Origin of the sequence: Gymnodinialimonas mytili, assembly GCF_037544085.1 — a bacterium.
Classification (GTDB): Bacteria; Pseudomonadota; Alphaproteobacteria; order Rhodobacterales; family Rhodobacteraceae; genus Gymnodinialimonas; species Gymnodinialimonas mytili.
This window is the reverse complement of record NZ_JBBIFW010000007.1, coordinates 179,399-205,421: the sequence shown is the minus strand read 5'-3', so window position 1 is coordinate 205,421 and position 26,023 is coordinate 179,399. Positions and strand designations below refer to the sequence as shown.

At 55.6% G+C, this 26,023-nt stretch carries 26 protein-coding genes and 2 pseudogenes; 16 read left to right on the top strand and 12 right to left on the bottom strand.

The features are described 5' to 3' along the window. The first annotated feature begins 300 nt into the window (after positions 1 to 300). Complete coding sequence (locus V8J82_RS22200) at positions 301 to 777, top strand: hypothetical protein (RefSeq protein ID WP_339978933.1); 477 nt, start codon at positions 301 to 303, stop codon at positions 775 to 777. Positions 778 to 1,131: 354 nt separating this feature from the next. Here V8J82_RS22200 and V8J82_RS22195 read toward each other — a convergent pair whose 3' ends face one another. Both V8J82_RS22195 and V8J82_RS22190 read right to left on the bottom strand, forming a co-directional pair. After that, complete coding sequence (locus tag V8J82_RS22195) at positions 1,132 to 2,088, bottom strand: polysaccharide deacetylase family protein (protein ID WP_339978931.1); 957 nt, start codon at positions 2,086 to 2,088, stop codon at positions 1,132 to 1,134. An 11-nt stretch (positions 2,089 to 2,099) separates the two neighbouring features. Beyond that, on the bottom strand, positions 2,100 to 2,936 hold the full coding sequence (locus V8J82_RS22190) for a penicillin-binding transpeptidase domain-containing protein (RefSeq protein ID WP_339978928.1): 837 nt from the start codon (positions 2,934 to 2,936) through the stop codon (positions 2,100 to 2,102). A gap of 1,012 nt (positions 2,937 to 3,948) precedes the next feature. On the opposite strand from V8J82_RS22190, the gene V8J82_RS22185 reads away from it, so the two are divergent. Both V8J82_RS22185 and V8J82_RS22180 read left to right on the top strand, forming a co-directional pair. Further along, a complete protein-coding gene (locus V8J82_RS22185) occupies positions 3,949 to 4,779 on the top strand; it encodes a PRC-barrel domain-containing protein (RefSeq protein WP_339978926.1) in 831 nt (276 codons plus the stop codon). 151 nt (positions 4,780 to 4,930) lie between these two features. Beyond that, positions 4,931 to 5,185: a GlsB/YeaQ/YmgE family stress response membrane protein gene (locus tag V8J82_RS22180; RefSeq protein ID WP_339978924.1), complete on the top strand. Its 255-nt coding sequence runs from the start codon at positions 4,931 to 4,933 to the stop codon at positions 5,183 to 5,185. A gap of 41 nt (positions 5,186 to 5,226) precedes the next feature. On the opposite strand, the gene V8J82_RS22175 is transcribed toward V8J82_RS22180, so the two are convergent. The 4 genes from V8J82_RS22175 to V8J82_RS22160 all read right to left on the bottom strand — a co-directional run bounded on the left by V8J82_RS22175 (position 5,227) and on the right by V8J82_RS22160 (position 8,610). Continuing rightward, positions 5,227 to 6,363 carry an AI-2E family transporter gene (locus V8J82_RS22175; protein WP_339978922.1) on the bottom strand — a complete coding sequence of 379 codons (1,137 nt, stop codon included), beginning with the start codon at positions 6,361 to 6,363 and terminating at the stop codon, positions 5,227 to 5,229. A gap of 273 nt (positions 6,364 to 6,636) precedes the next feature. Then, positions 6,637 to 7,755 (bottom strand): DUF3618 domain-containing protein, encoded by a 1,119-nt coding sequence (locus tag V8J82_RS22170; RefSeq protein WP_339978920.1) that lies wholly within the window; start codon positions 7,753 to 7,755, stop codon positions 6,637 to 6,639. Further along, positions 7,745 to 8,146 carry a phage holin family protein gene (locus V8J82_RS22165; RefSeq protein WP_339978918.1) on the bottom strand — a complete coding sequence of 134 codons (402 nt, stop codon included), beginning with the start codon at positions 8,144 to 8,146 and terminating at the stop codon, positions 7,745 to 7,747. The genes V8J82_RS22170 and V8J82_RS22165 overlap by 11 nt, the downstream gene beginning before the upstream one ends. Then, complete coding sequence (locus V8J82_RS22160) at positions 8,143 to 8,610, bottom strand: hypothetical protein (RefSeq protein ID WP_339978915.1); 468 nt, start codon at positions 8,608 to 8,610, stop codon at positions 8,143 to 8,145. Before V8J82_RS22160 ends, V8J82_RS22165 begins: the two co-directional genes overlap by 4 nt. 283 nt (positions 8,611 to 8,893) lie before the next feature. Here V8J82_RS22160 and V8J82_RS22155 point away from each other — a divergent pair, with 283 nt between their 5' ends. Continuing rightward, positions 8,894 to 9,391, top strand: a complete 498-nt coding sequence (locus V8J82_RS22155) for a DUF892 family protein (RefSeq protein WP_339978913.1) — start codon at positions 8,894 to 8,896, stop codon at positions 9,389 to 9,391. Here V8J82_RS22155 and V8J82_RS22150 read toward each other — a convergent pair. Next, on the bottom strand, positions 9,388 to 10,152 hold the full coding sequence (locus V8J82_RS22150; RefSeq protein ID WP_339978910.1) for a Crp/Fnr family transcriptional regulator: 765 nt from the start codon (positions 10,150 to 10,152) through the stop codon (positions 9,388 to 9,390). The two genes, V8J82_RS22155 and V8J82_RS22150, sit on opposite strands and share 4 nt — an antisense overlap. Before the next feature lie 125 nt (positions 10,153 to 10,277). Here V8J82_RS22150 and V8J82_RS22145 point away from each other — a divergent pair, with 125 nt between their 5' ends. The 4 genes from V8J82_RS22145 (at position 10,278) to V8J82_RS22130 (ending at position 12,660) form a co-directional block, all read left to right on the top strand. After that, positions 10,278 to 10,577 carry a GlsB/YeaQ/YmgE family stress response membrane protein gene (locus V8J82_RS22145; RefSeq protein ID WP_339978908.1) on the top strand — a complete coding sequence of 100 codons (300 nt, stop codon included), beginning with the start codon at positions 10,278 to 10,280 and terminating at the stop codon, positions 10,575 to 10,577. Between the two features lie 36 nt (positions 10,578 to 10,613). Next, complete coding sequence (locus V8J82_RS22140; RefSeq protein ID WP_339978906.1) at positions 10,614 to 11,099, top strand: YidB family protein; 486 nt, start codon at positions 10,614 to 10,616, stop codon at positions 11,097 to 11,099. 83 nt (positions 11,100 to 11,182) lie between these two features. After that, positions 11,183 to 12,130, top strand: a complete 948-nt coding sequence (locus V8J82_RS22135) for a YihY/virulence factor BrkB family protein (protein ID WP_339978904.1) — start codon at positions 11,183 to 11,185, stop codon at positions 12,128 to 12,130. 128 nt (positions 12,131 to 12,258) lie between these two features. Beyond that, positions 12,259 to 12,660, top strand: coding sequence for a SpoIIAA family protein (locus V8J82_RS22130; RefSeq protein ID WP_339978902.1), 402 nt, complete (start codon positions 12,259 to 12,261; stop codon positions 12,658 to 12,660). Between the two features lie 62 nt (positions 12,661 to 12,722). Here V8J82_RS22130 and V8J82_RS22125 read toward each other — a convergent pair whose 3' ends face one another. Together V8J82_RS22125 and V8J82_RS22120 are read right to left on the bottom strand one after the other, a co-directional pair. After that, a complete protein-coding gene (locus V8J82_RS22125) occupies positions 12,723 to 13,505 on the bottom strand; it encodes a transglutaminase-like domain-containing protein (protein ID WP_339978899.1) in 783 nt (260 codons plus the stop codon). A 515-nt stretch (positions 13,506 to 14,020) separates the two neighbouring features. Then, positions 14,021 to 14,442 (bottom strand): annotated as a pseudogene (locus tag V8J82_RS22120) (integrase core domain-containing protein); the annotation flags it as partial. Between the two features lie 516 nt (positions 14,443 to 14,958). Here V8J82_RS22120 and V8J82_RS22115 point away from each other — a divergent pair. After that, on the top strand, positions 14,959 to 15,633 hold the full coding sequence (locus tag V8J82_RS22115; protein WP_339978897.1) for a Crp/Fnr family transcriptional regulator: 675 nt from the start codon (positions 14,959 to 14,961) through the stop codon (positions 15,631 to 15,633). A gap of 118 nt (positions 15,634 to 15,751) precedes the next feature. Further along, positions 15,752 to 16,228, top strand: coding sequence for a GNAT family N-acetyltransferase (locus V8J82_RS22110; RefSeq protein WP_339978895.1), 477 nt, complete (start codon positions 15,752 to 15,754; stop codon positions 16,226 to 16,228). A gap of 168 nt (positions 16,229 to 16,396) precedes the next feature. Here V8J82_RS22110 and V8J82_RS22105 read toward each other — a convergent pair whose 3' ends face one another. Further along, positions 16,397 to 16,837 (bottom strand): SRPBCC family protein, encoded by a 441-nt coding sequence (locus V8J82_RS22105; RefSeq protein ID WP_339978893.1) that lies wholly within the window; start codon positions 16,835 to 16,837, stop codon positions 16,397 to 16,399. Positions 16,838 to 17,318: 481 nt separating this feature from the next. Further along, complete coding sequence (locus V8J82_RS22100; protein ID WP_339978891.1) at positions 17,319 to 17,801, bottom strand: hypothetical protein; 483 nt, start codon at positions 17,799 to 17,801, stop codon at positions 17,319 to 17,321. 398 nt (positions 17,802 to 18,199) lie between these two features. Here V8J82_RS22100 and V8J82_RS22095 point away from each other — a divergent pair. Continuing rightward, positions 18,200 to 19,573: pseudogene (locus V8J82_RS22095) on the top strand (IS1182 family transposase). 170 nt (positions 19,574 to 19,743) lie between these two features. Here the strand turns inward: V8J82_RS22095 and guaD are convergent. Beyond that, positions 19,744 to 21,045 carry a guanine deaminase gene (gene guaD, locus V8J82_RS22090; protein WP_339978889.1) on the bottom strand — a complete coding sequence of 434 codons (1,302 nt, stop codon included), beginning with the start codon at positions 21,043 to 21,045 and terminating at the stop codon, positions 19,744 to 19,746. 207 nt (positions 21,046 to 21,252) lie between these two features. Between guaD and V8J82_RS22085 the strand changes: the two genes are divergently transcribed. From V8J82_RS22085 to V8J82_RS22065, 5 genes are read left to right on the top strand one after another with little or no spacing between them, the layout of a single operon-like run. Beyond that, complete coding sequence (locus tag V8J82_RS22085; protein WP_339978887.1) at positions 21,253 to 21,984, top strand: GntR family transcriptional regulator; 732 nt, start codon at positions 21,253 to 21,255, stop codon at positions 21,982 to 21,984. Further along, entirely contained in the window at positions 21,981 to 23,324 is a 1,344-nt protein-coding gene (locus V8J82_RS22080) for a sulfatase family protein (protein WP_339978886.1), read from the top strand. Before V8J82_RS22085 ends, V8J82_RS22080 begins: the two co-directional genes overlap by 4 nt. Positions 23,325 to 23,349: 25 nt before the next feature. Further along, complete coding sequence (locus V8J82_RS22075; RefSeq protein WP_339978884.1) at positions 23,350 to 24,411, top strand: ABC transporter substrate-binding protein; 1,062 nt, start codon at positions 23,350 to 23,352, stop codon at positions 24,409 to 24,411. Between the two features lie 5 nt (positions 24,412 to 24,416). Further along, a complete protein-coding gene (locus V8J82_RS22070; RefSeq protein WP_339978882.1) occupies positions 24,417 to 25,169 on the top strand; it encodes an ABC transporter ATP-binding protein in 753 nt (250 codons plus the stop codon). Then, entirely contained in the window at positions 25,166 to 25,918 is a 753-nt protein-coding gene (locus tag V8J82_RS22065; RefSeq protein WP_339978880.1) for an ABC transporter permease, read from the top strand. The genes V8J82_RS22070 and V8J82_RS22065 overlap by 4 nt, the downstream gene beginning before the upstream one ends. Positions 25,919 to 26,023 lie beyond the last annotated feature (105 nt).

Below are 26,023 nucleotides of genomic sequence, written 5' to 3'. Positions count from 1 at the left end.
TTTGCAGCGAGGATCAGCATAAGCAACATCATATAATGAGCGCGGAAGCTGCCATTGGCGCAGCCCCAGCGAATTGCAGATCCGTCAGCTTAACCGCCTCATCGCACTTTTGAACCGACGTCTGCTTAGGGCTGGCTCCGGTCATCTGACGCCGGTCATTAGGGCCTAATGCGGCGGATGGCGGGTTAGGTCCCAAAGTGCATGATGCTGCGATGCAAAAAAGGTGATCAATAACACTGCTGACATATCTTGGCGGCAACGTGTGCTATTCTGCAAGTTGGCTGGTGCGGGAGAGCAAATATGAGCAGCATCGAGAATTATGAATCTCAATCCGGAAAACTGATCCCTGTCTTTCGAATGGAGATAAACACACGACCGGATGATGCCGAACGGCTGTTGGATGCCATTTTTAAGGTAAATCCGCTGGCCGTTGGCGCTTACGAGCGAAATGCAACGGTAACTGCTCAGGGAGCTGAAACAGGAAGACCGGGAGAACAAACGGTTACGCGGATTCACAACGAAGATTTCGAGGCCGATGGCACCGAAGTTTATCCTTCGGTCGAGCTCAAGGTGTCTTTCGAGCGCGATGTCCAGCTACTCCAAAAGATTATGGAAGCGGTTCTCCGCGCTCATCAGTACGAAGAACCGATCATACACATCCGGGAGGAATGGGCGAGCCGCGCAAACTACACACCAAAGAACGATAATCCGAACCGTTGGTGGAACGATGGTCGCGGCACTCCTGAGATGGTTTCGCTCGACCAAAGTCGTAGATAGCTACTGAATCTGGACGGCAGCTCCAGTCCGCAGACCGGTCGTTTAGCCAGAACCCGGCGCTGCTGCACTGCCGCAAGTCTGCAGTGAGCCCAAAGAACAGAATACGGCGCAGAGCGCGAACGTCTGCTAGTCGTTCAATTACTCTCGCAGCCAACCCTTGCGTATTCCCAGCTCAAGCAGGGCGCGCAATCGGCGCCATTGCCGCCCAGTGTGGCGCGCCCGACATCTCCAACGTGTCGGTATCTATTTCGAACGACGCAAGGTCGGTCGTTAGCGTCACCTATTCCGCCCAAACTGCGTGGCCCATCGCGCCCAGAAGAGCGGCGACCAAAGCGCGTGCGCCATACTTGCTCGTCATTGTGAAGATCCTTCCTCAGGCAGCAATCCATTCGCCAAAAACCTGGCCCTCAGAGCGGCTTCGTCTTCCCAGGGCGACACCAGTTCTCTCGGTGAAGCACCGCCCGCATGGGCTATTGCCGCAACGCGCCCCTGGCCGTTGAACTGCGTGTCGGGCCGGGTCTCGGCAATAGGATCGGCGTAGGCGTCTGCGGCGGGGATAATGTCCCACCCGTCCTCGCGCAGCACCCGCGCCAGATCTTCGACAAACAACGCCGCCAGATCGTTTTCGTGCAGGAGCAGCACATGATCCGGATGTCGCCCGAGAGTTTCCACTGCCAGCGCATCGTAGAACTCAACCGTCTCGACCAGCACCTCGACATAGACGTCACGGAGTCGGTCCATATCCAGCGGATGACCGGCCTCCACCGCCTCGTTTACAAGGGCCTGCATGTACCAGTCATAAGTGTCGACGGTGACATAGGCGTTCTGCAAACCCCGCGACTCCAGCCCCGCGACCACGGCCAATCGCTTGTCGCGCGTGTCTCCTTCATCCAGGTACGGATAACGGAAATAGGGCACGACATTGTCGAATCCGTCGAGCATCTCCGTCGCCCTGTCGATGTCCGCAAGATAGGTGGCGGGATCAGTGTCTCGTAGCCAGGGATGGGTATGTGTGTGGTTCGCCAGCACGTGGCCTGCTTCCACATAGGCCCGCAGCCGCGCGGCCCCGTCCCTTTGTTGATCAATCGACTGCGTCAAAACAAAGAACGCCGCCCCGTCAATACCTGCCCGCGCCATGCCGGAAACAAGTGTTTCGGCCCGTTCCGCACCGCTCAGAAGTGGCCCGTCAGCCCGTGGCGCATCATCGAAGCTGAAAGCGATACGGCGCGCCTCATCCGCCCACACAGCGCCTGAAAGCCACACAAACGCGACACCGGCCAATGCACCGGCGCGTAGAACGCGCCGGGCCATGTTGTCACCAATCATTGGCAATCGAACGCGCCAACGGCGTCCAGAACGGCCATCGACGTCGATTGCCGCAGCGGGAGAAAAGATTGGTCTGGCATGTCCATGTTCAGCGCAAAGACATATGCGTCATCGGCGCACCGTACCCAACCGACATACCATCCGACATCCATGTCGGTTCTGCTGAAGCGCCAGCCGGTCTTGCTGTACATGGTCCAGCCATCACCTTCATCCGACTGCATGATCGCGGCGGCGGCGGCATAAGTCGCCTCTGACAACGGCAGCTCACGCCGCGCTAACCGCTCCAGGAACGCCGTCTGCTCCACCGCGGAGATCTGCAGCGTATCGTCCAGCCAATAGGTGGTCAGCGTGTCCTCTGTTCCGGTATTGGCATTGCCATATTCAAAACGGTTCAGCCACTCGGTCATGCCAGCCAAGCCAACGCGACGCGCTATTTCTTGGTAAACCCACACAACCGAACCGCCAAACGCCGAGGTCAGCGTATGGTCTTGGTTCCAGCTGTCAAAGGCGCGATCCTCACCGTCCCATTCGAACACTGTGTTGGGCTCGGCCACACCAGTTTCCAACGCGATCAGAGTGTGCGGAACTTTTGACGAGGATGCAGGCGCAAAACGCTCCGTCGACCGCTGTGAATTGCTGACCCAAAGCTGATCGTCCGATAGGCGCCTGACAACGATAGTCGAGGCCCCGACATCGACACCAGCGGCTTCCACGACCTGGGACACATCGATAGGATCTGCAAAAGCGACAGATGCCGAAAAAACAAGGCTCGACATGGCAAAAACAAATGCCTTCGCGCCCCCAAACGTCCGCTTGGAGAGAGTACTGCTCATTTTGGATTCCCTTAATCAGGAGTTTTGATTTTCTACGATATTTGCTGACTTTACAGATGCTTAGCCAGTTCGAATTGGAGCCCAATCGGCGAAAAGCTGAACCTGTAAGTCGGTTTTAGGCGTAGAATGCGGTTGAGATTCTCTCAAGTCGCTTTTGGGATTCCCAAAACAGCGTCGGCGTAAACTTGCCCAACCCTTGCATCGGCTGGAGGTGCGATGTGTGCTGCCGCCGGTCGTCAGAGCCTGATGCGGCGGATGGTAGGTAAGGCAAATTGAAACGACCTTCATTTAGCCTGACTTTTCCAGATGCAGATATGACAATGAGCGCTCGTTCCTAAAGGATAGAGGCTTGGCGACCTTATTATGGAACACTTTGCGCAATGAGGGCTCCATATCGGTCTGGGAAGATCGGAATAGTCAACTCGCAAGCCCGCGCGAGAGATTTGGGCGCGGAAGGATGCCGTGTGCGACGATAAAACTAAGCAAGCCAAATAGCCGGTGGCCCGGAAGATTAGACATTGCTCTGTTAGGTATGATCTAGACGTCGGACCAGCACCTTTCCCCTAGATTATCATTTGCCACGAGTCGAACTTTAGTTCGTTTCGGTGGCTTCTGGGATTGGCTAAAAGACTTGAGGTTGTTCGCCCAAATAACGGTGTTAAGCAAATCGAACCGAACCCCGCCCGCGAAGTGCCTTGTCGCCACGATACCAAGGTCCAGCAACTCTATCGCCAATGGCTTGCCAACGCCGCAGATCGACAAAACGCTGCGTCGACAAACTTCGAATACCTTGTCCTAGTTTAATGTCTTCGCCCCCTTTTCGGTCTCCGCCACTGCTAGCCTTTTCAACAATGTCGCTCAGCTGCCCCTGCCTACTGCTGATCGACATGACCCGCTCGGGCGGCGCTGTCCATGCTGCCTGAGCGGCATATTAACGGACCATTGAGGGGTGGCTTGTGGCGATTTCAGCACCTGGAATTCCGCAATCCCCGGCTCAAACAAGGAAGAGAAAATGACACGAGAGCATCTTTATCGAAGCTGGCCCACGGGCATGCGCCTGTTGGCGAGCGCAGCGACAGCTCTGGCGCTGGCCACGCCTGTTTATGCGCAAGATCACAACGGCGCGTTCATGGACATGACGTTTGACGCGGCCGAAAACCTCAACGCCTCCGAGATCATCGGAATGCGCGTCTATGCGTCGGAGGCCGACATTGCCAACGAAGCTCTGCCTCCCGAGGGTGAGCGAGATTGGAACGATATTGGCGAGATCCACGAGATTGTTCTGACGCGGTCTGGCGAAGTGGCTTCCGTCATTGTGGATGTCGGCGGTTTTCTCGGGATAGGTGAACGTGAGGTTGCGATCGATATGTCTCAACTTCAAATCCTGTCAGAAGAAGACAGCGACGATTTCTTCCTGGTGCTCGAGGCAAGCCTTGCCGGGGTTGAAGAGGCACCGGAATACAATGCTCGCATCGATGATATGGAGGCGGAGACAGAGCTTGATGCGGATGCCGATGGTCGCGCAATGCTAACCGCGCCCGATGTCACGCGCGACGGCTATGAACCCGCTGAGGTCGAGCAACTGACGTCAGAAATGCTGACCGGTGCCCGTGTCTACGGGTCTGGTGACGAAGATGTTGGGGAAGTCGGATCACTGCTTCTGTCTGACGACGGAACGATTGATCAGCTGATCATCGATGTAGGCGGCTTCCTTGGTATCGGCGAGCACGAAGTTGCCGTAACCCTTGATGAGCTGACGATCCTTCAGAGCGAGGGTGATGTGCGCGTCTACATCGACGCGACACAGGAAACGCTGGAACAGCAGCCTGCCTACGACGGCTAAGCTGTCTATCATAGATGGCGTGTCGAACGCTGTTGAGATCGGTTGTCGGCTCTATCAGGCGGCAACCGATTTTTTCATACGAGCATAGCGCTGATGCAGCAGAGCGACGACGCGCTCGAACTGTAGAGATCGCGCAGGAATGGAGAAGAAGATGACTGGAATAGGTTGGCTCGCTGCCCTCATCGTGGGTGCACTTGCCGGTTGGATAGCCGAAAAAATTATGAAGTCCGAGATGGGGCTTCTGCTGAATATCGTATTGGGCATTCTCGGAGCGATGATCCTAAATGCGATCCTGTTCGCGCTTGTGGGTGGAACATTGGGAGGCTGGATTGGCCAGTTGATCGTAGGCGCTGCCGGTGCCTGCCTTTTGATCTTCGTGGTGCGTCTGATCCGTGGCCGCGCCTGAAGTTCAACTGAAATCACTGACATCGGCACCCATAGCCGATGTCAGCTGGGTTCCGGGCGGTTGTCATCGTCAAGATCGCCCAGGAAGCGCCCGAGTGTTCTGAAAGATGGTGTTTCATCGCAAGCGATCTTGGCAACGATCAGGATAGGCAGAGCGACAACCATGCCCATAATCGACCAGATCCAGGCGAAAAACGCGACCGACAAAAACACGACCGTTGTGTTCAACTTCATGCGCCGAGAGATAAGCATCGGCGTTACAAATTGGCCTTCGATTGAGGTCAGGGCGACGTAGGTCATAAAGACCCCGGCTGCGGCCCAAGTGCCATCGAGGCTGACAAAAGCCACTGCGGCAGCGATGCTCGCACCGAGTAGACCGCCCAAAAACGGGACAAAGTTCAGGCAAAACGCCATGAACCCAAACACGATGGCCCCTGGCACACCCCAAAGGGACATCGCAACGCCAATGGCAATCCCGAGCCCGACATTGATCAAAGTGATACCGCCGAGATAATACCCAAGCCGGTCCTCAATCGAATATAACACTTCAACCGCGCGTCGCTTGTCAGCGAACCGATCGAAACTCTGTATGGTTTTTGTCAGGAACAGATCGCCTGACGATACGAGGAAAAACAGCAGTAGGAGTGCAAAGACAATGCGACTGAGAAACCCTGGCGCCATGCTGAACAACGTCGTTATGATCCCGGTATCAGAGACCACTTCAACCGCTACAGTTTCTTGATCTTGGTCCTCGATTATTTCTTCTGCTGCCACCGTGGCATCGTTGATCGCTTCCAACGTCCCGCCCGATGCCTGAAGCTTTTCGTTGATCAGCTGCATTAAAGATGGAAGATCATCGATGAACTGCGCTGCCGGGGCGCTTAACTGCACCAGCAAAAATATGAGTAAAGCGGTTAGAATAACTGTGAATAGCGTCGCCGACAGGAGTGCTGGGATGCCCATCTTTTGCAACCAGCGGCGCGGGCGGTTGAGCACGAAGTATCCCAAAATAGCCGCCGTCAATGGGATCAGAAAGTCGCTGGCCCAGACGAGAGCTTGCAAAAGCAGAACACAGAATATGCCGATGATCGGGATCTGCAGCCTCGCGAGAAGCTCGCGGGTGCGCTCTGTCGCGAGTGCCTCGTCAGAGGCATCCAGCGGATCGGGAGTGTTGGCCATGGAGGAGCGGTCCTGCAGTTTGGGATGAGGAAACGCCAAACGGCGGTGACATTCTCATCTGTCTAGGGAGAGCGGATGATGGGAACAAGCTGCTTGGGTTATTGGTGCGTAAATCAGTGCAGGCCCGCCGCGTCGAACACGTAATTCACTTTCGCAAGACCACTTCCGAAGGCTCATTGATTGAGGTCGCATCGACCGAGATAGAAACGCGATTGGCGAGCCTTCCACAACACGAAGGGAGGTGAGGGTCCAGATATAGGCCCTCACCAATGTTCACGTGTTTGGTTTGCCGAGTTTTTCGTCCTTCGCCGTTTCCTGCGCTGTGTCAGCCAGACGATCGGCTGCCGCTTCGGCCTTGCCCTGCAAAGCCTCGGTAGCAGTTTTGTCGCCCGGAGCCTTGCTGTCGAGGTCTTCTTTGGTTTTATCGGCGATGCGACTGGCCTCTTCGGCAACCGTCTTCGCGACCGTCACAGCCTTGGCTTTCTCTTCTTCGAAGATACGTTCCGCCTCCTTGAACAAGGCATCGCTCTGCCCACCCATTAGATCGTCTTCCGCCTTGGATCGGGGCAGGGCGCCGCCGATCGCGGCACCGACCGCTATGGCGAGCGCGCCAACCACCAAAGGCTGACGGGTATAGAAATCGGCAACAGCATCGGAGCCGGTGTCCAGTGATTGCAAAGCTTGGCGCCGCATATCCACTGCTTTCTGACGAGCGGCGATGACGCGCTGGCGGCCTGCTTCCGTCAGGGTCTCCGTGCCGTGGGCAATCCTATGCCTCGCATCGGCCAGCGTATCGCGTGCCGATTGATTGGCACCGGCAATTGTCGACTTCGCCCCATCCGACACCCGCTCTCTGGCATCCTTGGCGGTGTCGATCATCGATGCTGCTGCACGTGTCGGAGAGCCGGTCACATCATCCTCGGCATCGCGTACAGACCCCTCATAAGATGTAGATTGATCAGCAAAGGCGCCTGCGGTGGCGTCATCATCTTCCTGCGACCAGAACAATTCGTTCTCATAGCGGGTTGATCGACACTGCAATAAGGAGCCTGCGCGGTCATCTCGCGGTGTCGTTGCATCAATGGGCCTGCGCCGCGAGGACGCGCGCCGGTCATTCGGAAAGGATGCCGCCGCGGGTGATCTTGATGGACCGAATATCAACCAAGCCAAGCCAATCGCGGTCAAGGCCAATGGGATTGGGTTGGCCTTGGCCTGGGCAGAAACCGAGCGGCCTATATCGCCGCCATGCTCGCGAAACTGATTGCCGATCTCGCGGACGATTGTTTCGACGGAGAATTTCTCCTGAAGCGCTTCGATATTCGACGTCAGATCGGACCGCTGCGCTTCGATCTCGCGTTCAATGTCTCCGGGAGAGCGTGTTTCACTGGTCATCGTAAGCCTCCTTCACCGCTGTTGCATCGCGCTGCACGTTTTTGGCTGTCCGTGTAGGTGCTAAGCTGAACAACTTGAGGTCATTCAGGCCCTTGGCGATCAGCGCGTAGGCGATAACTGCAAGTGCTATGCCGACGATCAGAGCCGACCAGCTTGCATCGAGGCCAAGCTCGGTTAATGCGGCGGTCAGTGCGACCGCCAGGACATTTAGGGCCACGAGTACGACGATGGCGCCACCGGCAATCAGCCCGAAAGCCACACCCGCCTTGGATACGTTCTCGCTGATCTCTGCGCGCGCCAGATCAACCTCGCTGCGCACCAAGGCGCTGACATTGCCTAGCGCGTCAGAAAGCAGGTCACCGGCACTCTTGTTTTTCATCTCATCTGTCATGACACATCTCCATATGCGGTGGCTGTTTGATCCGGTGGATGGCTTGCGCCCGTCGACTGCGGCTGAGTGCTGGCTTTTACAAAGCGGGTCGCCGCAAATCCGATCAGCGCCGCCGCTCCCAGAAAAGCTATCGGGTTTCGACGGGCAAAGGTGCTGACGTCCTGCACCATCGCGCCGAGATCCTTGTGTCGCAATGCCTCGGAAGCGTCGGCCAGCCCGTCTGCAATCTGGCCGAACGTTCGTTCTTGCGGCGAGCCATTGCGCAAGTCGTCAGCAGCATGGCGCAATGCGGAAGCGACGCCGGACATCTCATCAACGACGGATGACTTTATGGCCTCCGCTTGGGATTTCGCGGTGTCGGTTGCAGCCTGCGCGGCCTTGCCTGCTGTTCGTTTGACCTGATTACCGATATCGGCGGCGGTCTGTTGAGCCTCAGGAGATGTAGGGGACTTCGGATTAGACATAAGACGTCTCCAATTCGAGATCAGAACAGGAAACCGATGACGGCGAGAACGACGACGATCAGTCCGATGAGGTAGAAAACGTTGTTCATAAGGCATCCCTTTGCTGACGGAGCTTCGGGTTGCGCCCCGGTCCGAGCAATCTAGCGAGTGATCTGAGGCGATGCCGGGCCTTGGTACTAATCTGGTTTAGCATTTGTCGATAAAAGCCCGGCGCGACATCAATCTGTTCTCGTCCGGCCGCCCGTTCACAATAGCCTTAGGGCGCAGCAAAAGGAGATCCGCGATGAGCCTCGACACATTGGAAGACCTGTATTTGGACCAACTCAAGGACATCCACAGCGCAAATGCTCAGGCGCTGAAAGTCACACAGGACTTGGCAGATGCAGCGTCGGACGGCGATCTGTCAGACGCGCTAAAAGCGGGCGTTTCAGGTATCGAAGATGGTATGCAGAAGCTGGAAGCGATCGCCAAGCGGCACGATGAGGAACCGACCGGTGAGCATTGTAAGGGCATGGAAGGTCTGGTCGCAGAAGCGAGAGCCCACGCGCTTGATGCGACGTTTGGTGAAGACGCAACAAAAGACGCCATGATCATCACGCAATACCAGCGGCTCGTGCATTATGCGATTGCGGGATATGGGTGCCTTGCCGCCTTCGCGTACCGACTGGATCTGCCGGACGATGTGTCCGACCTGCGGGCCTGCCTCGATGCGTCCTACAATGGCGACAGGACGATGACGGATCTGGCGACCGGGGGGATCAACAAAGACGCGATGGCCTAACTTGCCGTCGACTCTGCTATTTTGTGCCGATCAACCTGTCTGGGATCGATCGCTGATGGAAACCAACTGGTATCCATGTCCACGAAAGCGTCCACGAACTCGACGTCCCGTTCCCATTTGTCCCGGGCGAGCAGGCGCATATAGGGACGATCAATCTCGATCTCCCCGGCCATGACGAAGCATCGCAGCAATTTGTTCACGTATATCGATGTCAGTCCAACCGCTTGGCCGATCTCGACCTGGCTAAACGGCACCTGGAAGCGGTTGCCCAGACCGACATTTGCTACAACAAGCCGTGATCGCAATTGCAGTAGAAAGAACTTCAGCTTGCCCGCTGCGTCCATGGATCCAAGGCAGCTCGCATGATGACGCAATGCAATCTGATCCAGGCTGCCGACCGACATCAGCAGTGCGGCAAGTCGGGGATAGTCGGTGATCAGTGGCGCAAGACCTTTTCTCGGGAAGGGGCAGATGACACCGTCGGTCTGCATGACAATGCGGTGGTTGGCGTGGGACGATCCGATCTCGGCCAAGCCCATCACTTCGCCCGGCAAATAGACCCGCAAGATCTGACTTCGCCCATCGGAGGTATCGGCTTTCACAACAGCCCATCCGGTTTTAAGCACCATGATGCCGTCTGTCGGGTCGCCTATTGAGACAACGGCGCGACCCTTCACGTAGGGCCGCTCGTCTTTCTCCAATTCCGCGATGAAGTCACGCTCATGCTCTGTCAGCGTCACGAAACGCGATAGGCGGCTCACCAGGCAGCTGTCAGAAGCATCGGTCATACCAGAAGACTACCACGAATACCCGATCACCGAGTAGGGCCATTCACGATCCGAAGCCGGCGCCCTCAAGAGACAGTCTGCGGAACCAAAACCCTGCCATGCGGTTAACTGATCAACCAAAACCCGAACGCAAGGACAATCTGGTGTCGATTATCTGGACCATCATTATCGGTTTCATTGCGGGCGTGATCGCTAAATTCATAACCCCCGGTGACAATGAGCCATCTGGATTTGTCCTGACGACGCTATTGGGGGTCGCTGGTGCCTTTGTTGCTCAGTTCATCTTCGATGCGCTGGGTCTGTTCCAAGGCAGCGAAGGCGTTGGGCTGATCGGCTCGGTTTTCGGGGCTGTGCTTGTCTTGCTGATATGGGGCTTTCTGCGCCGCCGGGCGCAATAGTTGTAATCACCTATCAAACTGAAACGGAGTAGACTCATGGCGCGACGCGGACCCTCTCTCATGGCATTGCTCGGCTTGGTGGCAGTGGCCGGATATCAAAACCGAGACAAAATCAGTCAAATGCTCTCGGATGCACGGCACAACGCCGATACTCGACAGTCTGGTGGGACAGGCCAAAGCGGCCTATCCTCTATTCTGTCGGATGTTTCGCGGCAATTCACGGGTACGGGTGCTGGCGGCGCTCTCAGTTCTGGATTGCGTGAATTGGTGGATAGTTTCCGCGGCGTGGGGCGTGCTGACACAGCAGACAGTTGGGTGGCGGCGGGTGACAATGCCTCGGTAGCGGAGCGTGATCTGGCACGCGCGATCGGTGACGAGGACTTGGACAGGTTGTCTCATCAAACCGGATTGTCCCGCCAAGAGTTGCTTTCGCGCTTGAGCGCCGACCTGCCGCAGATGGTGGATCGCTTCACGCCAGAAGGGCGTGTGCCGAATGGTGAAGAAGGTCAAAGGTTCGTTTAGCCCCAGCGCTTGTGTCGTCAGAGCGACCTCAGGCAAGGGCGTGGAGGTTGATGGCATCAGATTTCAAGTAAAAGGAATACCAGATGGTACGAGGCAGGGAGGCGGATCACCCCACTGACATCCCATCAAAGGGCTGGATCGACATTGCCTATCGCCTGAAGACCGAGCTCGCCGAGGATCATATCGGCCTGATCGCCGCCGGTGTCGCGTTTTACGCTCTGCTCGCGATCTTTCCCGCGATCACGGCGCTCATGGCATTATCGGGCTTGGTGTTCGAACCCGCGCAGGTGACACGGGAACTTGAAGCATTTACAGCGCTTATCCCAGAAGATGCTGCTGAAATTCTTCTAAATCAGGCTGTTGCCGTCACCGGCTCGGCAGAAAGAGGTTTGAGCGTCGCCTTCTTTATAAGTTTGATCCTTGCAGCCTATTCATCTTCAAAAGGCATGGGCAGTCTGATTGAGGGGCTGAACGTGGCGTATGATGAAAAGGAAAAGCGCGGTTTTATCAAACTCAAGGCTACTACCATTGCTTTGACGCTTTTTCTAATTCTAGGCTTGCTAGTTGGTTTATCCGCAACCTTGGCGTTGCCGATTGTTCTAGATTTGCTTCCACTGCCGACTTGGCTGGAGGCGTTCCTGTCCCTCGCGCGATGGCTCATCCTCGGCCTGATGACCATTGCAGGTCTTGCCATTATTTACCGCTATGGGCCATCGCGAACCAATGCCCAGTGGAATTGGCTGAGTATCGGTGCGATTTCCGCATGCGTCTTGTGGTTGCTCGCTTCTGTTGGTTTTTCGATCTACGTCGCGAATTTCAGCAGCTACAACGAAAGCTTCGGCGGCCTCGCCGGCGTGGTGATCTTGTTGATGTGGTTGTGGATCTCGGCTTTCGTGATCCTGTTGGGCGCCGAGTTAAATGCCGAGACTGAGGCTCAGACACGGAAAGACACCACCGTCGGACCAGACAAGCCTATGGGTCAAAGGGGTGCGCAGAAAGCTGACACCCTTGGCAAGACGGCCGACGCGTAGCTTACGGCCCAAGGGTATAAGAAGGCCGACCCTATCGGCAGATGATTTGCTTTTCTCGACCAGAAGAAGGAACGAACCAGAGCAATTGGCGTTTTCAGTCCGTACGCAGCCAGAGAAAGGATCTCATCGTGACACAGTTCTCCTACGGCCCGATCCAACAAATCGCCACAGACAAACCGCAAGTCTACGCCTTCCGCGTCACTGGCCATATCGATGACGATGCATCTGAAGCACTAGCGAAGTTCATGAACGCAGCGTTTGACCGACACAAAGAGAAGGTCGATATGCTAATGGACCTGACGGCCTTTACCGGCAGTGACTGGGACAGCATGCTTGATGGGGATGTCATATCTTCGCGGTTTCGCTCCCTCAGTGAGGTACGCCGTTATGCCGTGATCGGTGCGCCGGACAATGCCGCAAAAATGATCGGCTTCATCGACAAGATTATCCCCGTGGAGGCGAAGGCGTTTGACGCCAACGAAAGTGCCGCAGCCTGGGCTTTTGTCGAAGCAACGCCTGCTGTCGCCTAGTATCGGAGCGAAGATGCCGATCGGCGGACGGACAAGCGTATCCGCAGACCGAATATGCATTTCTATGGTTCCAAAATCGTGACGGAGATGGATTTCTCCGTCATCGAAATGGGCCCGAAGCTCGTCAAAAAAGCTACTTCGGCTGCATCGAGGCCGACGCCAATCCGAACAATTTCGGATGCGTCGGCCATCCCAGTCGAGTCAATCAGGTGCCACGTGCCACCTAGGTAGACTTCCGCAACGGCATGGAAATCTTGCGGCGTCACATGCGGTGCATAAACGCTGGCAAAGCGGGCTGGGATCGCCGATGCCCGAGCAAGTGTTACAAGGACATGCGCGAAATCCCGACAAACGCCTTGTCTTTGAACGAAGGTGTCAACTGCTGTTGTTTGGGCATTGCTCGACCCCGGGCGGTAATCGAACCGTTCGAAGATCCAGTCACGCATGGCCTTGATCTTTTGGCCCGCACTTAGATGGCCAAATTCGGACGCAACGAAGCTTTGCAGCTCATCGGAGGGGCAGTACCGAGAGGGCATCAAGTATCGAACTATGTCCCCTGGCAAGAGATGCACAGGAACCATGTCCAGCGCCGTGATATCCAGCGTCGGTCGGTCGATTTTAACGCGCGCGGCGTAGATGGAGCGAAAGTCTTCGGATGTGCGAATGAGTGTCCTGGCGCCAAGGCCTGCCTCCGCGGCCGTTTCAGTGACGTGTTCTGGGGTGCCGATGTCGAAGGTTTCCATGATGAGGCGTTGATCCGCAAAGCTTGGCGCGCGCATTTGCAGGACGAGGTCGACGGGCTCTGCAACCTCATAGGCAAGAGAGACATTAATATCGACAATCACTTGGTCTCTCCCATCAAAACTAGCGCGAGGGTCATCCGCCTATGGTCGGTCCAGGCACGGCAATGTTGGCGATCATTTCTTGGCCGAACCTGCGTCCCATCGGAATGACGGTTCGAGGTGTCGCCGGGCTTGGGTCTGCGCAAAGGCCATCCGCATCGTTGCTCGCATTAGCCGTTCGCGTTCGATCGATTGTCCAACCCTTGAAAGCAAATGGCAGAGTAACTGTCGCCGACTTGGTTCTTGGAACTGCGGCGCCCGACAGAAGGCCAATCCGGCATTGGCGTCACCATAGCGTCGGACCACTCTGCTTGGAAGGGAGCAGCTATCACTTGCACCAGGGGCCAATCGCGTTCTCTCTCACCATAATCCCCGGCCCACAATTATGCCGAGCGCCGCATAGGGCGCCGCACATCGCGGATCTTTCACATTTTGCTTCCGTAGCAGGGCAGTATAGCGATCAAGGAACGCCGTGCCGCGATTTTGATCAGCCCCACTTGAGTGATCCAGGTTGATTGTTAGTACATGACTTGCCTTGGGTCTATCCGGACGATGGTTTCCGGGCCCCGCGGGCGGTAGCCCAGAGCACTATGTGAGCGTTTGATGTTGTAGTGTTTTCTCCATTCTTCGATCAGGACGTGCGCTTCACGCAGGCTGCAGAAGATTTCGCCGTTCAGGAATTCATTGCGGAACCTGGCGTTGAAGCTTCGCAACACCCGTTTCTCCAGGGCGACCCTGGTTCGATGTAAGCTGTTTTCGCACCAACGGCTTTAATCCAATCCTGCACAGCCTGGACGACAAACTCCGGGCCATAATCTGGACAAATGGACGATGGGATGCCGCGCAGGATGAACAGGTCGCTCAAGGCGTCGATAACGCTGCCTGAGTTCAGCTTGCGATCCACACGGATGGCCAGGCTTCCTCGAGTGTATTCATTGACCTAGCCCCCTGATCAGGGCCGTTTAGGTGTAAAATCCGTTGCTGTTTCTTGCCGTTGATTTGGTTTCAATCAAGGTCTGCTAAGAGTTGCTCAAGTGGTGTGAACCTGGCCAATCGGACCGCGAGAGCGCTTTGGAATGTTGGTGGTCTAAGCCAAGCGACAACTTTGATATGTCTTAACGTCGATTGGGGCGTTTGGCCGGTCGCTCACGCTGTAAAATCAATTTCTCCATGTCTGAACAAAACACGTCTAGGGTGCGCCCACTCTTACCTCTGTTATTCAAGCGCGCACTTTGGGTAGTGCAGGCGGACAACCGAGCGAAGGATCGGTCACTTCGAGCATTGAATTTGCGAAATTTGGCAGTGGCAATGCTAAAGATTGTATAACATATGTTAATCCACAGGCGCTTTGACTGTGAACATTCGAGGAACGTGACAGGTGCCGAGCGGGATAGCGACAGATCTGAAACCAGCGATGTCCTCTAGTCCTCTTGTTCGCAAACTTGGCGCGCTCTGCTTGCTCTCCGAGGAGGAGATCGAATTTCTTGAGGGTCTGCAGAACAACACGTTGGACGCGGAGCGGGGTCGGGACTTCATCGTCGATGGGAGCGACTTGCGGACGACCTTCATTGTGATCGAAGGCTGGGCGATACGCTATAGCGTGCTGTCCAATGGTCGTCGGCAAATCCTTGGTTATGCACTTCCCGGTGATATCTTGGGATTGCATGTCAACTTCCGGGCGACAGCAACATATAGCGCATCTGCCCTGACGCCTCTCAAACTTGCCGTTGTTGATCCACGCCGCATCATCGAGATTTCGCAGAAATATCCAATCATAGCGTCCGGGTTGAGTTGGTGCACAGCGCGCGAGTTCGCAATTCTTGGCGATCAAGCAATCAGGTTGGGCAGATTGTCGGCGCGGCAGAGACTTGCACATCTTTTCCTCGAACTATGGCACAGGTTCGCCTTGATCGAAGATGATAACGGGAACTGGCTTGAGATACCCATGACCCAGCAGGATCTCGCAGATACGCTTGGGATGAGCCTCGTCCACACCAACCGATCGTTGAAGTCGCTTCGCGATGTCGGTCTCATTACGGTGACGAAGGATCATGTGCGTCTGAACGATGTAAAAGCACTGATCGAAATGTCAGAGTTTAATCCGGACCACCTGAGTGAATTTGAAATCTGAAGTGAAAGCTGCTCTTGATCCCGCAGCAAGCTGCTAAGTTTGGGTGCGACGTCTCGATATATGATGCGCCGTTGGGCGCGTCTGCCAAATCGCAACTGCCCGCCACAAGGATGAGACCATGGAAGATGCAGGCAAGATCACAATCCGACCCTTCGAGCAGGCAGATTGGGCCCGGTTATGCGAGATACATGACGCGGCTCGGCAGGACGAATTGGCACTGAGCGTCGGGATGGAGGCGTTTCTATCGCTGGAGCAGACCTACGAGAATGAAGGGCTCTTTGAGGGTCAAGTTGCCGTCGCTGAGATCGCCGGGACGGTCTGCGGCTTTGTCGCCTTCAGTGATCATGAGCTGACGTGGCTCTACGTGGACCCGGCCTGTTATCGGCGGGGCGTTGGCCGGGCCCTGGTGCGCCATGCCAAGGCCATGGCCCGGCCGGGCATGACGATCGAAATGCTGGAGGGCAATCTACCGGCGATCGCACTTTATCAAGCCGAGGGCTTTGTGCCGGTTGAGCGCAAAACTGGACAGCTGATTGGGAATGAGGCGTTCGCGGCGCAGGGCGTCGTCCTGAGACATAACGACGGGACCGCATAAGCGCCTGCGCCGCAGGTCTGCGCCAAATCCGGTCAGTCGGTTTTCTGCGACGTTTGCCCACCGCGCCTAGGTCATGTCCGTTTCGAACCCTGCCAACCGCGCAAGGCGAATTGCAAGATGGCGGAACCCGATCGAGAAACGTATTCGCGCATTCAAGCATGGCGACGTTTAATTCTGTTGGTCAGATAGTCTTTTTTCGAGCGCGTGATTGGCAGCTTCATAGGCAGGACGAAGGGCATCAACACCACGTTGACCGATCCAAAACGGGTACAAGCCTTGAAAGGCTTCGCCGTGGGTCAAGAGGACACCGCCATCTCGTTTTCTAAGATTGAAGAAGTGTCGCCCCCACAAGATCGGGCGAAATCCTCCCTCCCAAACCAATGATCTTTCGGGAACTAGATCAACGATTTTCGCCCTGAAATCATACGGCTGGCCCTTTCCGGACGGTGGATTGACTCTAAGTTCAAGGATGCTGTCTAAGGTGGCTGATCCTTTGGCAGAAATAAACTGTGGGTTCCACTCGGGGTAGCTCTCAATGTCCGACAGAACGCTCCATACACGCGAAGCGCTAAATGGTAGGTCGGAATGAACCTCGACGCGCTTTGACATCAATCAGCCCTTATTAGCTGCATTTTGGACGAGACCATTCTCGTGTAGATGCCCCGGCGCAGCAAGCTCTGTACCGATCCAACGAATGCCAAGGAAGGGCTCGTTTAAGACCTTCGCAGTACGTCAGATGTGCTTGGACCTTGCCGGTTCTGCCACTGACGGCGACTGTCTAAGGCACATAGCTTGTGGGAGGGCTCTATATCCGTGTGCCGGAGGAAAGCGGACAACGTGCAGATGTAGACAAAGGCCCGCATGACATCGCTTTCTTCGGAGCCCAAAGCCAAAGCTGGGACGTCTATGGCTGCTCAGCGGACAAGCCTCCCATTTAGCTGGCTCTAACGAACATGTGTCCGCTGTCCTTAGTCACAACAGGATTGGTGTCACTAATGGCAGTGCTATGAGCAAGTAGTGAAAGTGTCGAACCCAGAGAGGCGCAACACCTTCCTATTTGCTGCACTTGACCAGATAAGCCCCGACTGGGTTAACTCTCATAGCTTATTTGCATAATCATCGTGGCTGAACAGCCAGGCGGAAACATGGCCGTGAAATTTGGATCTTCTGAGGGGTTCAGCATCGGTGCCAAGTCGATTTCATTCACGACCGAGATCAGGGTATCACTTTCGACTGTGAGCGTTGCGATGCCGACCTCTCTATCGTCCCCATCACCCAACACTGTTCCCTCCCAAGTGTTGTCATCTGTCTGGGTCCAACCGTACGGCCTGTTTCCCTCTTCTAGAAGGTTGGGGTCGAAATCACCACCAAACTCAATTTCTCTCGTGCTCGATTGCCCGATGCTCTCCTCAAATTGAGGGAGCACGATCGCGGTGGTCTCTGCCGGACAGGTCTCACTGAGCGTCACATCCATCAGCTGCGATGTCCATGCGCCGTCCTGAACCGAGATTTCGTCAGCAGAAGCGGAGATTGGTAAGGTGTTGGCTAGGGCAAGGAACACAAGATATCGCATTATGAGATTGCTCCATCGTTCGGACAAAAACGCATTTCCAAAATGAGCGTCGCAAGGAGCCATTTGATGTGTCAAGGCGCGGCGAGGCAGCGACCCCGTTCCAGTCACCTACCGCTGACTATTGGCAATAACTGACCATAGGACCTATCCGACACGGGATTCAGAGTGCCAGTCCGATGATCCTAACAGTCAATTCAGACGTTTCTTGCTTTCGGTCGAACGAGCGCGTTTCGAACTCATACCAGCCATCCGCTGCGTCGGGCGCCTCGTTCAGAGCACCACTTTCTGTGCCAGCAACACGTTGTTTTTCGACAGAATGGGCGTATTTCGTTGAAAAACTCTAGCTTGATTGAAGTGTAAGTCGCTGGTTCAATTTGTCCTGTAGGGAGGGATTGACGATGATGGGACCGAGGCAGGAAGCGCAAGCGGCACTGTTCTACGAGTTTTCGATGGAGGATCATGTTCTCCAGGATCACCTGCTGCGCTCCATCGATCGGTTCGTCGATCTTGGCAGCATCCGCAAATATCTTGCAGACTTCTACAGCCACACAGGTCGTCCATCGGTTGATCCTGAACTACTGATACGGATGCTGTTGGTCGGCTACTACTTCGGCATCCGTTCAGAGAGGCGTCTGTGTCAAGAGGTGCATCTGAACCTGGCCTACCGCTGGTTTGGTCGTCTTGATCTGAACGACCGCGTGCCGGATCATTCCACATTATCGAAGAACCGGCATGGCCGGTTTCGGGAGAGCGAAGTGCTGCGCCATCTGTTCGAGACGACCGTGGCGTGGTGCATCGAAGAAGGGTTGGTCAGCGGCCAGCGGATGGCTATTGATGCTAGCCTGATCGAAGCTGACGCCAACAAACAGAACTCTACTCCGAAAGAAGAATGAGATGCTGCATCCATTGCGCCGTCTGATGCGCCCCGCGCCGTACACGAGTATCTCGATAAGTTGTATGAGGCGGCATTTGGAGCCGCAAGCGAGGTGCAGCCCAAATTTACTTCGCATTCTGACCCGGCAAGCCAGTGGACAGCAGCACGCAAGGACCCTGCGTTCTTTAGTTATTCGGACAACTATTTGATCGACACAGACCACGGCGTCATTGTCGACGTGGAAGCCACCCGCTCAATCCGCCAGGCCGAGGTTGGCTCGACCAAGACAATGCTGAACCGCGTGAAGGCAAAGTTCGATATGTACCCGGAGCGGCTGATCGCAGACACCGCCTACGGCACTGGCCCGATGTTGGGCTGGCTTGTTGGCCAGAAGATCGCCCCACATATCCCCGTGTTGGACAAGGCGGGCCGGTCTGATGGCACATGGTCTCGCGCCGACTTCGAATGGGACGCAGAGAACGATCAATACATCTGTCCAGAGGGCCACGCTTTGAAGCAGTTCCGGCGCAATTACTCAGACCCGAACCGGGGGCCTTCCGGCAAAGGCACCGCCCGCTATCGGGCCCTGAAAGAGGTCTGCCAGGCGTGCCCGTCCAAAGCCAAGTGCGATGCCCGCAAGATCAGCCGAGAAGAACACGAAGACGCCCGCCAGATCGCCCGCGACATTGCCAAAACCAAGCAATACGAAATCTCGATGAAGCTCCGAAAGAATGTCGAGATGCTGTTTGCCCATCTCAAACGCATCCTTGGACTGGGTCGCCTGAGATTACGTGGCCCATGCGGCGCACACGACGAATTCCTCCTCGCCGCCACCGCCCAGAACCTCCGGAAACTGGCCAAGATCTTTCCTGCACCGCAGCAAACGCGAAAAGCCTGATCAGAAAAGTGCTCGCGCCTCGCTTAGAACACCACTTTCTGGGCCAGCAACACGTTGTTTTTCAACAGAATCAGCCGTAAGTGTCGTGCTTTTGCAATTACTTCAAAGCTCGTAGTTTAGGGGCGATAACGTGGTGTTGCGCGAATTGCGCGATTGTCGGCCCTTTTCGATCATGCGGTATCGATCTGCACTCCGTCCACCCAGACGTGCGATAGTGATGCTACATTGGCAGTTAAGACCAGTTTTTCGAAGATGTCTTGATGACTATCGCTTGCATGCACCCGAAAGCCCGACGTTACATCACCAGCCCTCACACCAAGCGCATCGAACTGACGACCGGTTTCAAACGCGCCTACGGGCAACGCACAAGCCTCGGCGCCCCCTTTGGTTGCTAACCAGAAGACTTCGGTTGTCGTCAATGCATCCTCGCCGGTGCCGCGTTCAACTTGCGGCAGATTGGGATTGGTCCCAGAACAGGCGCAACGCGATGCGACCAAAGCAGTTCGCGCTGTTTCGAAAAGGGATGGTGAGAAGCCTCCCGAGATATCTGTGCCCAGACCAACTTTTAAGCCGCGGTCTAAAGCGCGACGGGCCGGAAACACGGCATTTGCAAAATAGGCGTTCGAAAGCGGGCAGTGGGCAACAGCAGATCCATGTAACGCAATGCTGTCCATATCGCCATCGGTGACAAAATTTGAATGGGCAAGGATCGTTTTGTTAGTCATCAACCCAAATTGCGCCAGCGTCTCAGCGTCTGTTTTCCCAAACCGCTCTTTGACATGCGCAACTTCCCAGTCACTTTCCGCGCAATGTGTCTGAACGTGGCAGCCTGTTTGCCTTGCAAGGTCGCCAAGTCCTTCTAACAAGGCGTCGGTACAGCTCGGGACAAACCGTGGCGTGATCGCGGGATGAACAAGGAGTTGTCCGCCGGCTTGCAGTTCTGCAAGTGTTTGAATGAATGCCCGCGTCAGCGAAATCGCATCGTCCGGGGTCGCATCGCGATAGTAATCCGGGCAAGTTTCAGGGTGATCCATTGCCACTTTGCCGATGATTGCCCGCTGTCCGTGTTTCAGGCATGCCTTTGCAAGGACGACATTGGGCTCAAGATCGACGGAGCCAAAATAGACAGCTGTAGTTGTGCCGTGCGCGAGCAGCGTGGCGACGAGATCATCGTAGACTTCTGTGGCAAACCCTATGTCAGAGAATTTCGCCTCAAGCGGAAACGTATATTTTAGCAACCATTCTTCCAAAGGGGCGTCGAGCGCTTTGCCGAGTTGCGGCCATTGTGGTGCGTGAATGTGGAGGTCGACGAGGCCTGGGATCAGATAGGTATGTGACGGCATTTGCTGCAATCGATCCGCCAAACGCGCATCGCTTAGAATACCCGCGTGATCCGGGTCGTCGGGTGTTGTGACAGAGAGAATTGTACCATTGTCGTCTATACCGATCGCACAGTTGATTAGCGGCGTCATGACGTCCCTGCCTGGGCAATGAAAGGCGGTCCCGGAGATAACTTTGGCGTATCGGTTCATGGAAGGATCCCCTTGCCGCTCTTTCAGCGTCTAATTTTTGGTCAAATGCCCAGTGAGTTTGCACAGCATTGGCTGTGTTGAATAGCCTAGTCAAAATAGGTTGGACCTCCAACCTAAACTGCAGCTAGGCTACAAGCAGGGTGAAAAATGCTGAAACAACTTCCAACTGTTGAGCGTTTGCGGGAAGCGTTGCTGGCCGACATGACAGGCCGTGGCCTGGGTGCTGGCGATCGCGTTCCAAGCGAAGGAACGCTGGCCAAGCAGTTTGGCGTCAGTCGCAACACAGTCCGTGAGGCGATGATCCAGCTTGAGTCCGAGGGTATGGTTGCGCGCTGCCATGGTGTCGGAACAATCCTGAGACGTGCGCCTGATACGCATGTCCGCTCAGTGGCGCTGCCAGAGGTTATTCGCAGCTTGGGTAAAACACCTGGCGTGGAACAGATCGCGGTAGAAGAAAATGTGAACGCCCCGGGCGTCGCCAAGATGCTTCGTTGCGCACCGGCAGAGGCGCTGATCCGGACAGAACGTGTTCTGACGGCAGATGGCCAGCCGGTGGCCTTTGTCATTGATCACCTGTCACAAGACCGGCTGAAATCATGGCGGATTGACTGGTCTCAATTTGACGGGAACATGATCCAAATTCTGTCAGATCATACTGGCTCAGAACGCTTCCTGCAAAACTCCTCCGTCTCCGCCACCCTTGCGGACGCCAAAATGGCGCAACGCCTTAAGTGTGACATCGGCACGGCACTCATTGATATTTCTACAGATCTCTTCACCGAAAAGGTCGAGATCCTTGCGGTCACACGACTCTACATTTTGCCAAACACCGTTCCTATTGGCATAGCCGGGACCATTCACGCGGGGAAACCAGCGTGAGCAAGCGGCCAAATATCCTGGTCATTTTCAACGATGACCACGGGCAATGGGCGCTCCCCACCTACGGTAATTGTGAGCTTCGAACACCGACGGTTGATGCATTGGCACGCAGCGGAGCGGTGTTCGAAAACGCCTTTACACCCGTGCCGGTATGTTCGCCCGCCCGGGCATGTTTCATGACCGGTCTATTGCCAACGCAACACGGAGTGCATGACTATCTTAACTCGGCGGAGGCGTTTAATGGCCGGGATTGGCTGCGTGGCGTAACGACGTTACCCGAACTCTTACAAGCGTCGGGGTACTACACGGGCCTATCGGGCAAATGGCACCTCGGGCAGGATTTCAAGCCACAACCCGGGTTCGATGATTGGTTTGCGCTGGCCGGGGATTATCCGATTTTTCACCGCGATGCGAACCGGTTCTGCGATAATGGCAGATTGCACGCGCCGGAAGGCTACCTCACGCAACTGATCGCGGATCGCACGGTCGCGTTCCTGCGCGATCGGCCAAAGGATCAACCTTTCTTCCATTTCACCGGCTTTTACGCGACGCATTCGCCGTGGGAAGACCAACCTGAGAGATTGGTTTCACTCTACAAAAACGCAAGTTTTTCGGACATCCCAAGTGCCGAACGCGTCTTTGAAGGTGAGATCAAAAATATCGAATTGCCCGAGGCGGACGACGCGCAAAAGCGGCGCGCCAAAGCTCAATACTACGCAGCGGTCACTGCAATCGATGAAGGCCTTGGTCGCATCCTCGACCACTTGGATGCAACGGGGACGCTTGACAATACCCTGATTGTCTTCACGTCTGATCATGGTCTCTGCCTCGACCACCACGGCATTTGGGGCAAAGGCAATGCAACCAGCCCCCAGAATATGATCGAGGAAAGCATTAGGGTGCCAATGATCTTTGCGGGACCCCAGGTCCCCGCTGGTGTGCGGCCCACTGTGTTTGCCGATCACCTCGATCTCTTTCAAACGCTGACTTCTGTTGCGGAGGTGACACCGGACAACCGTCTTTATGCGGGGCGGGCGCTTTGGTCTGTGATGCATGACCCAGGCACGACATGGCGCGAGTGCCAATTCGGCGAATATGGCACCGCTCGCATGATCCGAACCGAAACTCATAAGCTCATCACCCGGCTAGACCATCGGCGTGAAACGCTCTTCGATCTGCGTGACGGCGAGGGTCAGAATCTGATCGATAGCGAACATGCAATCGCGTCAGAATTGCGAGCCAGACTACGGGCCCACTTTTCACAGTTTGAAGACCACCCACCCGACCCCGAAGAATTCTTCGGTCCGCCAAGGTTCAATCCCGTGGAAGCTTGGCGCTGATTTCAACTCAGAAGGAGTATCCAACATGAAGAGATTGCTCACCTGCGCGGCCATGCTGGCGCTCTCAAGTCCAGCCATGGCCCAAAGCATCATGACATATGAGGAAGCCCTGGCGTGCGTCGAGCGGGTTGTGCCCGCAGAGCTTTACGTGACTAATGCGCTTCTGCCCTCGGAGGCGGACCTTGTGGATATCCTGCCAATGGAGGAAACAGTCGAACTGCGCGTAGGCTTGTCCTGGGTTCTGGATGACGGACACTCGCATTTCTACAATGCAATCGAACAAGGGTACTTTGCGGACGAGGGGATTACGGTCGAACTCGTGCCCGGCGGACCCGGCGTAAACCATATTCAGACGCTTGCCGGAGGGGTCGTAGATGTGGCCGTCGCCTCGGCAGGGTCTTATCTACCACGCGCGATCACGTCCCCAACGCCTATTGAAGGTATCATGTCTGTCGGTTCCGTCTTGAAGGGTGGACCGGCGGCCTTCATCACTATTGACGAAGAGCTACTTGGCCGAGAATTGACACCTCAAGACCTGGTCGGTCGTACCGTCGCGGGCGGTCCGTTCCTTGAACATATGCCGATCCTTTTGGACAGGGCGGGGCTCGATGAAAGCGATGTCACGATCATTAATGCCGGGTTCACACCCGATGCCCTTTTTGCTGGCGCCGCTGATTTCTATTTTGGGTGGATCTTCAATCAGACCCGCGCGATTTCGGCTCAGGGTTATGAATGGAACGCCCTCATGTGGGGCCCGCACGGGTTTGAAGATTTCCCTGACTCAATTGTTATGATGCAGGAAGATCTGGAGGAAAACGAAGAGCTCAGTATGCGGTTCATGCGTGCGGTCCACCGTGGCATTGAATTCATGCTGGAAAACCCCGAGCAATCCGCTGAGACAGTTCTGCAATACGCCACCGACGCCCCGCATCTGACAACAGAGCTTGTCCTGCAGCGATATGAGCAGCAGGCACCCCTAGTAACCATGGGGGATTTGCGGTTGCTGGAAACGGATTTGGCCGCCTGGAACGAAAACACGGCGACCTTGCTTCAGTATGGCTTTCTGCCAACTGTCACCTGCGACTAAAGTTCATGACGCCGGCTATCGAGCTTCATAAGCTTTGCAAATCTTTTGGAGACGTTGAAGCGCTCCAAAACGTCGATCTGACGGTCCAAGAGGGTGAGTTTATCGCTCTCATTGGTCCGTCAGGCTGTGGGAAAACGACCCTGCTGAGGCATGTTCTGTCGCTTGAAGAAGCCACATCAGGAGAGATCACGGTTGGCGGCGAGCACCCTGAAAAGGTGCGGCGTAGCAATAAGTTGGGAATTGTTTTCCAGCGGGCAGCCCTTGTGCCGTCCCGCACGTCCCTGGAGAACGTCCAAATGACGCTTGATATCACTGGTGTCAAAACGCCGCTGTCGCCCGAAGGCCTTTTGGACCAATTCGATCTTAGTGAATTCAAGGGGCATTATCCACATCAATTGTCGGGCGGGATGCAACAGCGGGTCAATATCGCCGCCGCTATGGTGCACAATCCACCCTATCTGATGATGGACGAACCGTTTGGCGCGCTTGATGAAATGACACGTGAATTCATGTGCGAGTTCATGGGAGAGGTCCTGCTAGAGAACCCCAAGACTACCATCCTCGTCACCCATTCTATAGACGAAGCCGTCATGCTGGCCGATCGCATCGTGATCTTGGCCCCACGCCCCGGGCGCATCAGTACTATCGTCAACGTGGATTTCCCGCGGCCTCGACGGCGAGAAATCAAAACGCAATCTGCATTTGCCGACAAAGTGCTTGAAGTGCGCAAATTGCTCTACGCCGTGGAGGCCGCATGACAAAGTCAGCACAAGAGCGTTTGGGCTATATTTTAATGATTGTCTCGGTGCCGATCATCTGGCAGCTCGCCGTGTGGGGATCAGGCCTTCAGCCCTTCATCCTGCCTGGGCCGGGAATCGTTTTCACAACCCTTTGGGCAGAGGCCGGGAATTTTCTATACCACACGGGCGTCACCATGTACGGCGCGCTCGTCGGGTACGCCTTTGCAAACCTCTTTGCGATCTCAATCGCAATTCTGTTTGTTTACCTCCCATCGGTCCAGACGTTTTTGATGCCGTGGTTCATCGTCATCAAAAACATCCCCTTCGTGGTGATCGCGCCAATCTTGGTGATTACCCTCGGCACCACCAACCTACCAAAGTTTGTAATTGTCTTTCTGGTTACGTTCTTTCCCGTGCTTGCAAATGTGGTTGCCGGGTTGCGGTCTGCTGATGCGGTGTTGCTTGATCGGATGCACGTTCTGAATGCGTCGCGCATGCAAGTGTTCTGGAAAGTGCGCTGGCCCTCGGCGATCCCGTACTACATGGCGGCGCATGAGGTGGCATTTACCGGGTCAATCATCGCGGCTATTGTGGCTGAGTTCTTTTTTTCGCGGACCGGACTTGGTTACCTCATTGTTACGGCGATGGAAGGCTATCGAGCAGACATTTTGTACGGCGTGACGCTTATTGCGGCCGTACTCGGCCTCGGCAATTACTTGTTGGTTGTGTGGATACGGAAGCGCGTCCTCAGGTGGCAGGACGCATAGAGGACGAGGAACCGGGGCGGCTTCTTTGATTTACCGCCCCCCAACCGCCCTCCGAACAATACCAGTCGCTGCGCTGCGGGGCGGACTAACTGGATGAATGGCTTG

Bases quoted from the DNA above. Each gene is read 5' to 3' on its own strand.
- V8J82_RS22200 (WP_339978933.1), top strand. From the start codon at position 301: ATGAGCAGCATCGAGAATTATGAATCTCAATCCGGAAAACTGATCCCT.
- V8J82_RS22195 (WP_339978931.1), bottom strand. From the start codon at position 2,088: ATGGCCCGGCGCGTTCTACGCGCCGGTGCATTGGCCGGTGTCGCGTTT.
- V8J82_RS22190 (WP_339978928.1), bottom strand. From the start codon at position 2,936: ATGAGCAGTACTCTCTCCAAGCGGACGTTTGGGGGCGCGAAGGCATTT.
- V8J82_RS22185 (WP_339978926.1), top strand. From the start codon at position 3,949: ATGACACGAGAGCATCTTTATCGAAGCTGGCCCACGGGCATGCGCCTG.
- V8J82_RS22180 (WP_339978924.1), top strand. From the start codon at position 4,931: ATGACTGGAATAGGTTGGCTCGCTGCCCTCATCGTGGGTGCACTTGCC.
- V8J82_RS22175 (WP_339978922.1), bottom strand. From the start codon at position 6,363: ATGGCCAACACTCCCGATCCGCTGGATGCCTCTGACGAGGCACTCGCG.
- V8J82_RS22170 (WP_339978920.1), bottom strand. From the start codon at position 7,755: ATGACCAGTGAAACACGCTCTCCCGGAGACATTGAACGCGAGATCGAA.
- V8J82_RS22165 (WP_339978918.1), bottom strand. From the start codon at position 8,146: ATGACAGATGAGATGAAAAACAAGAGTGCCGGTGACCTGCTTTCTGAC.
- V8J82_RS22160 (WP_339978915.1), bottom strand. From the start codon at position 8,610: ATGTCTAATCCGAAGTCCCCTACATCTCCTGAGGCTCAACAGACCGCC.
- V8J82_RS22155 (WP_339978913.1), top strand. From the start codon at position 8,894: ATGAGCCTCGACACATTGGAAGACCTGTATTTGGACCAACTCAAGGAC.
- V8J82_RS22145 (WP_339978908.1), top strand. From the start codon at position 10,278: ATGCGGTTAACTGATCAACCAAAACCCGAACGCAAGGACAATCTGGTG.
- V8J82_RS22140 (WP_339978906.1), top strand. From the start codon at position 10,614: ATGGCGCGACGCGGACCCTCTCTCATGGCATTGCTCGGCTTGGTGGCA.
- V8J82_RS22135 (WP_339978904.1), top strand. From the start codon at position 11,183: ATGGTACGAGGCAGGGAGGCGGATCACCCCACTGACATCCCATCAAAG.
- V8J82_RS22110 (WP_339978895.1), top strand. From the start codon at position 15,752: ATGGAAGATGCAGGCAAGATCACAATCCGACCCTTCGAGCAGGCAGAT.
- V8J82_RS22105 (WP_339978893.1), bottom strand. From the start codon at position 16,837: ATGTCAAAGCGCGTCGAGGTTCATTCCGACCTACCATTTAGCGCTTCG.
- V8J82_RS22100 (WP_339978891.1), bottom strand. From the start codon at position 17,801: ATGCGATATCTTGTGTTCCTTGCCCTAGCCAACACCTTACCAATCTCC.
- guaD (WP_339978889.1), bottom strand. From the start codon at position 21,045: ATGACGCCGCTAATCAACTGTGCGATCGGTATAGACGACAATGGTACA.
- V8J82_RS22085 (WP_339978887.1), top strand. From the start codon at position 21,253: ATGCTGAAACAACTTCCAACTGTTGAGCGTTTGCGGGAAGCGTTGCTG.
- V8J82_RS22075 (WP_339978884.1), top strand. From the start codon at position 23,350: ATGAAGAGATTGCTCACCTGCGCGGCCATGCTGGCGCTCTCAAGTCCA.
- V8J82_RS22070 (WP_339978882.1), top strand. From the start codon at position 24,417: ATGACGCCGGCTATCGAGCTTCATAAGCTTTGCAAATCTTTTGGAGAC.
- V8J82_RS22065 (WP_339978880.1), top strand. From the start codon at position 25,166: ATGACAAAGTCAGCACAAGAGCGTTTGGGCTATATTTTAATGATTGTC.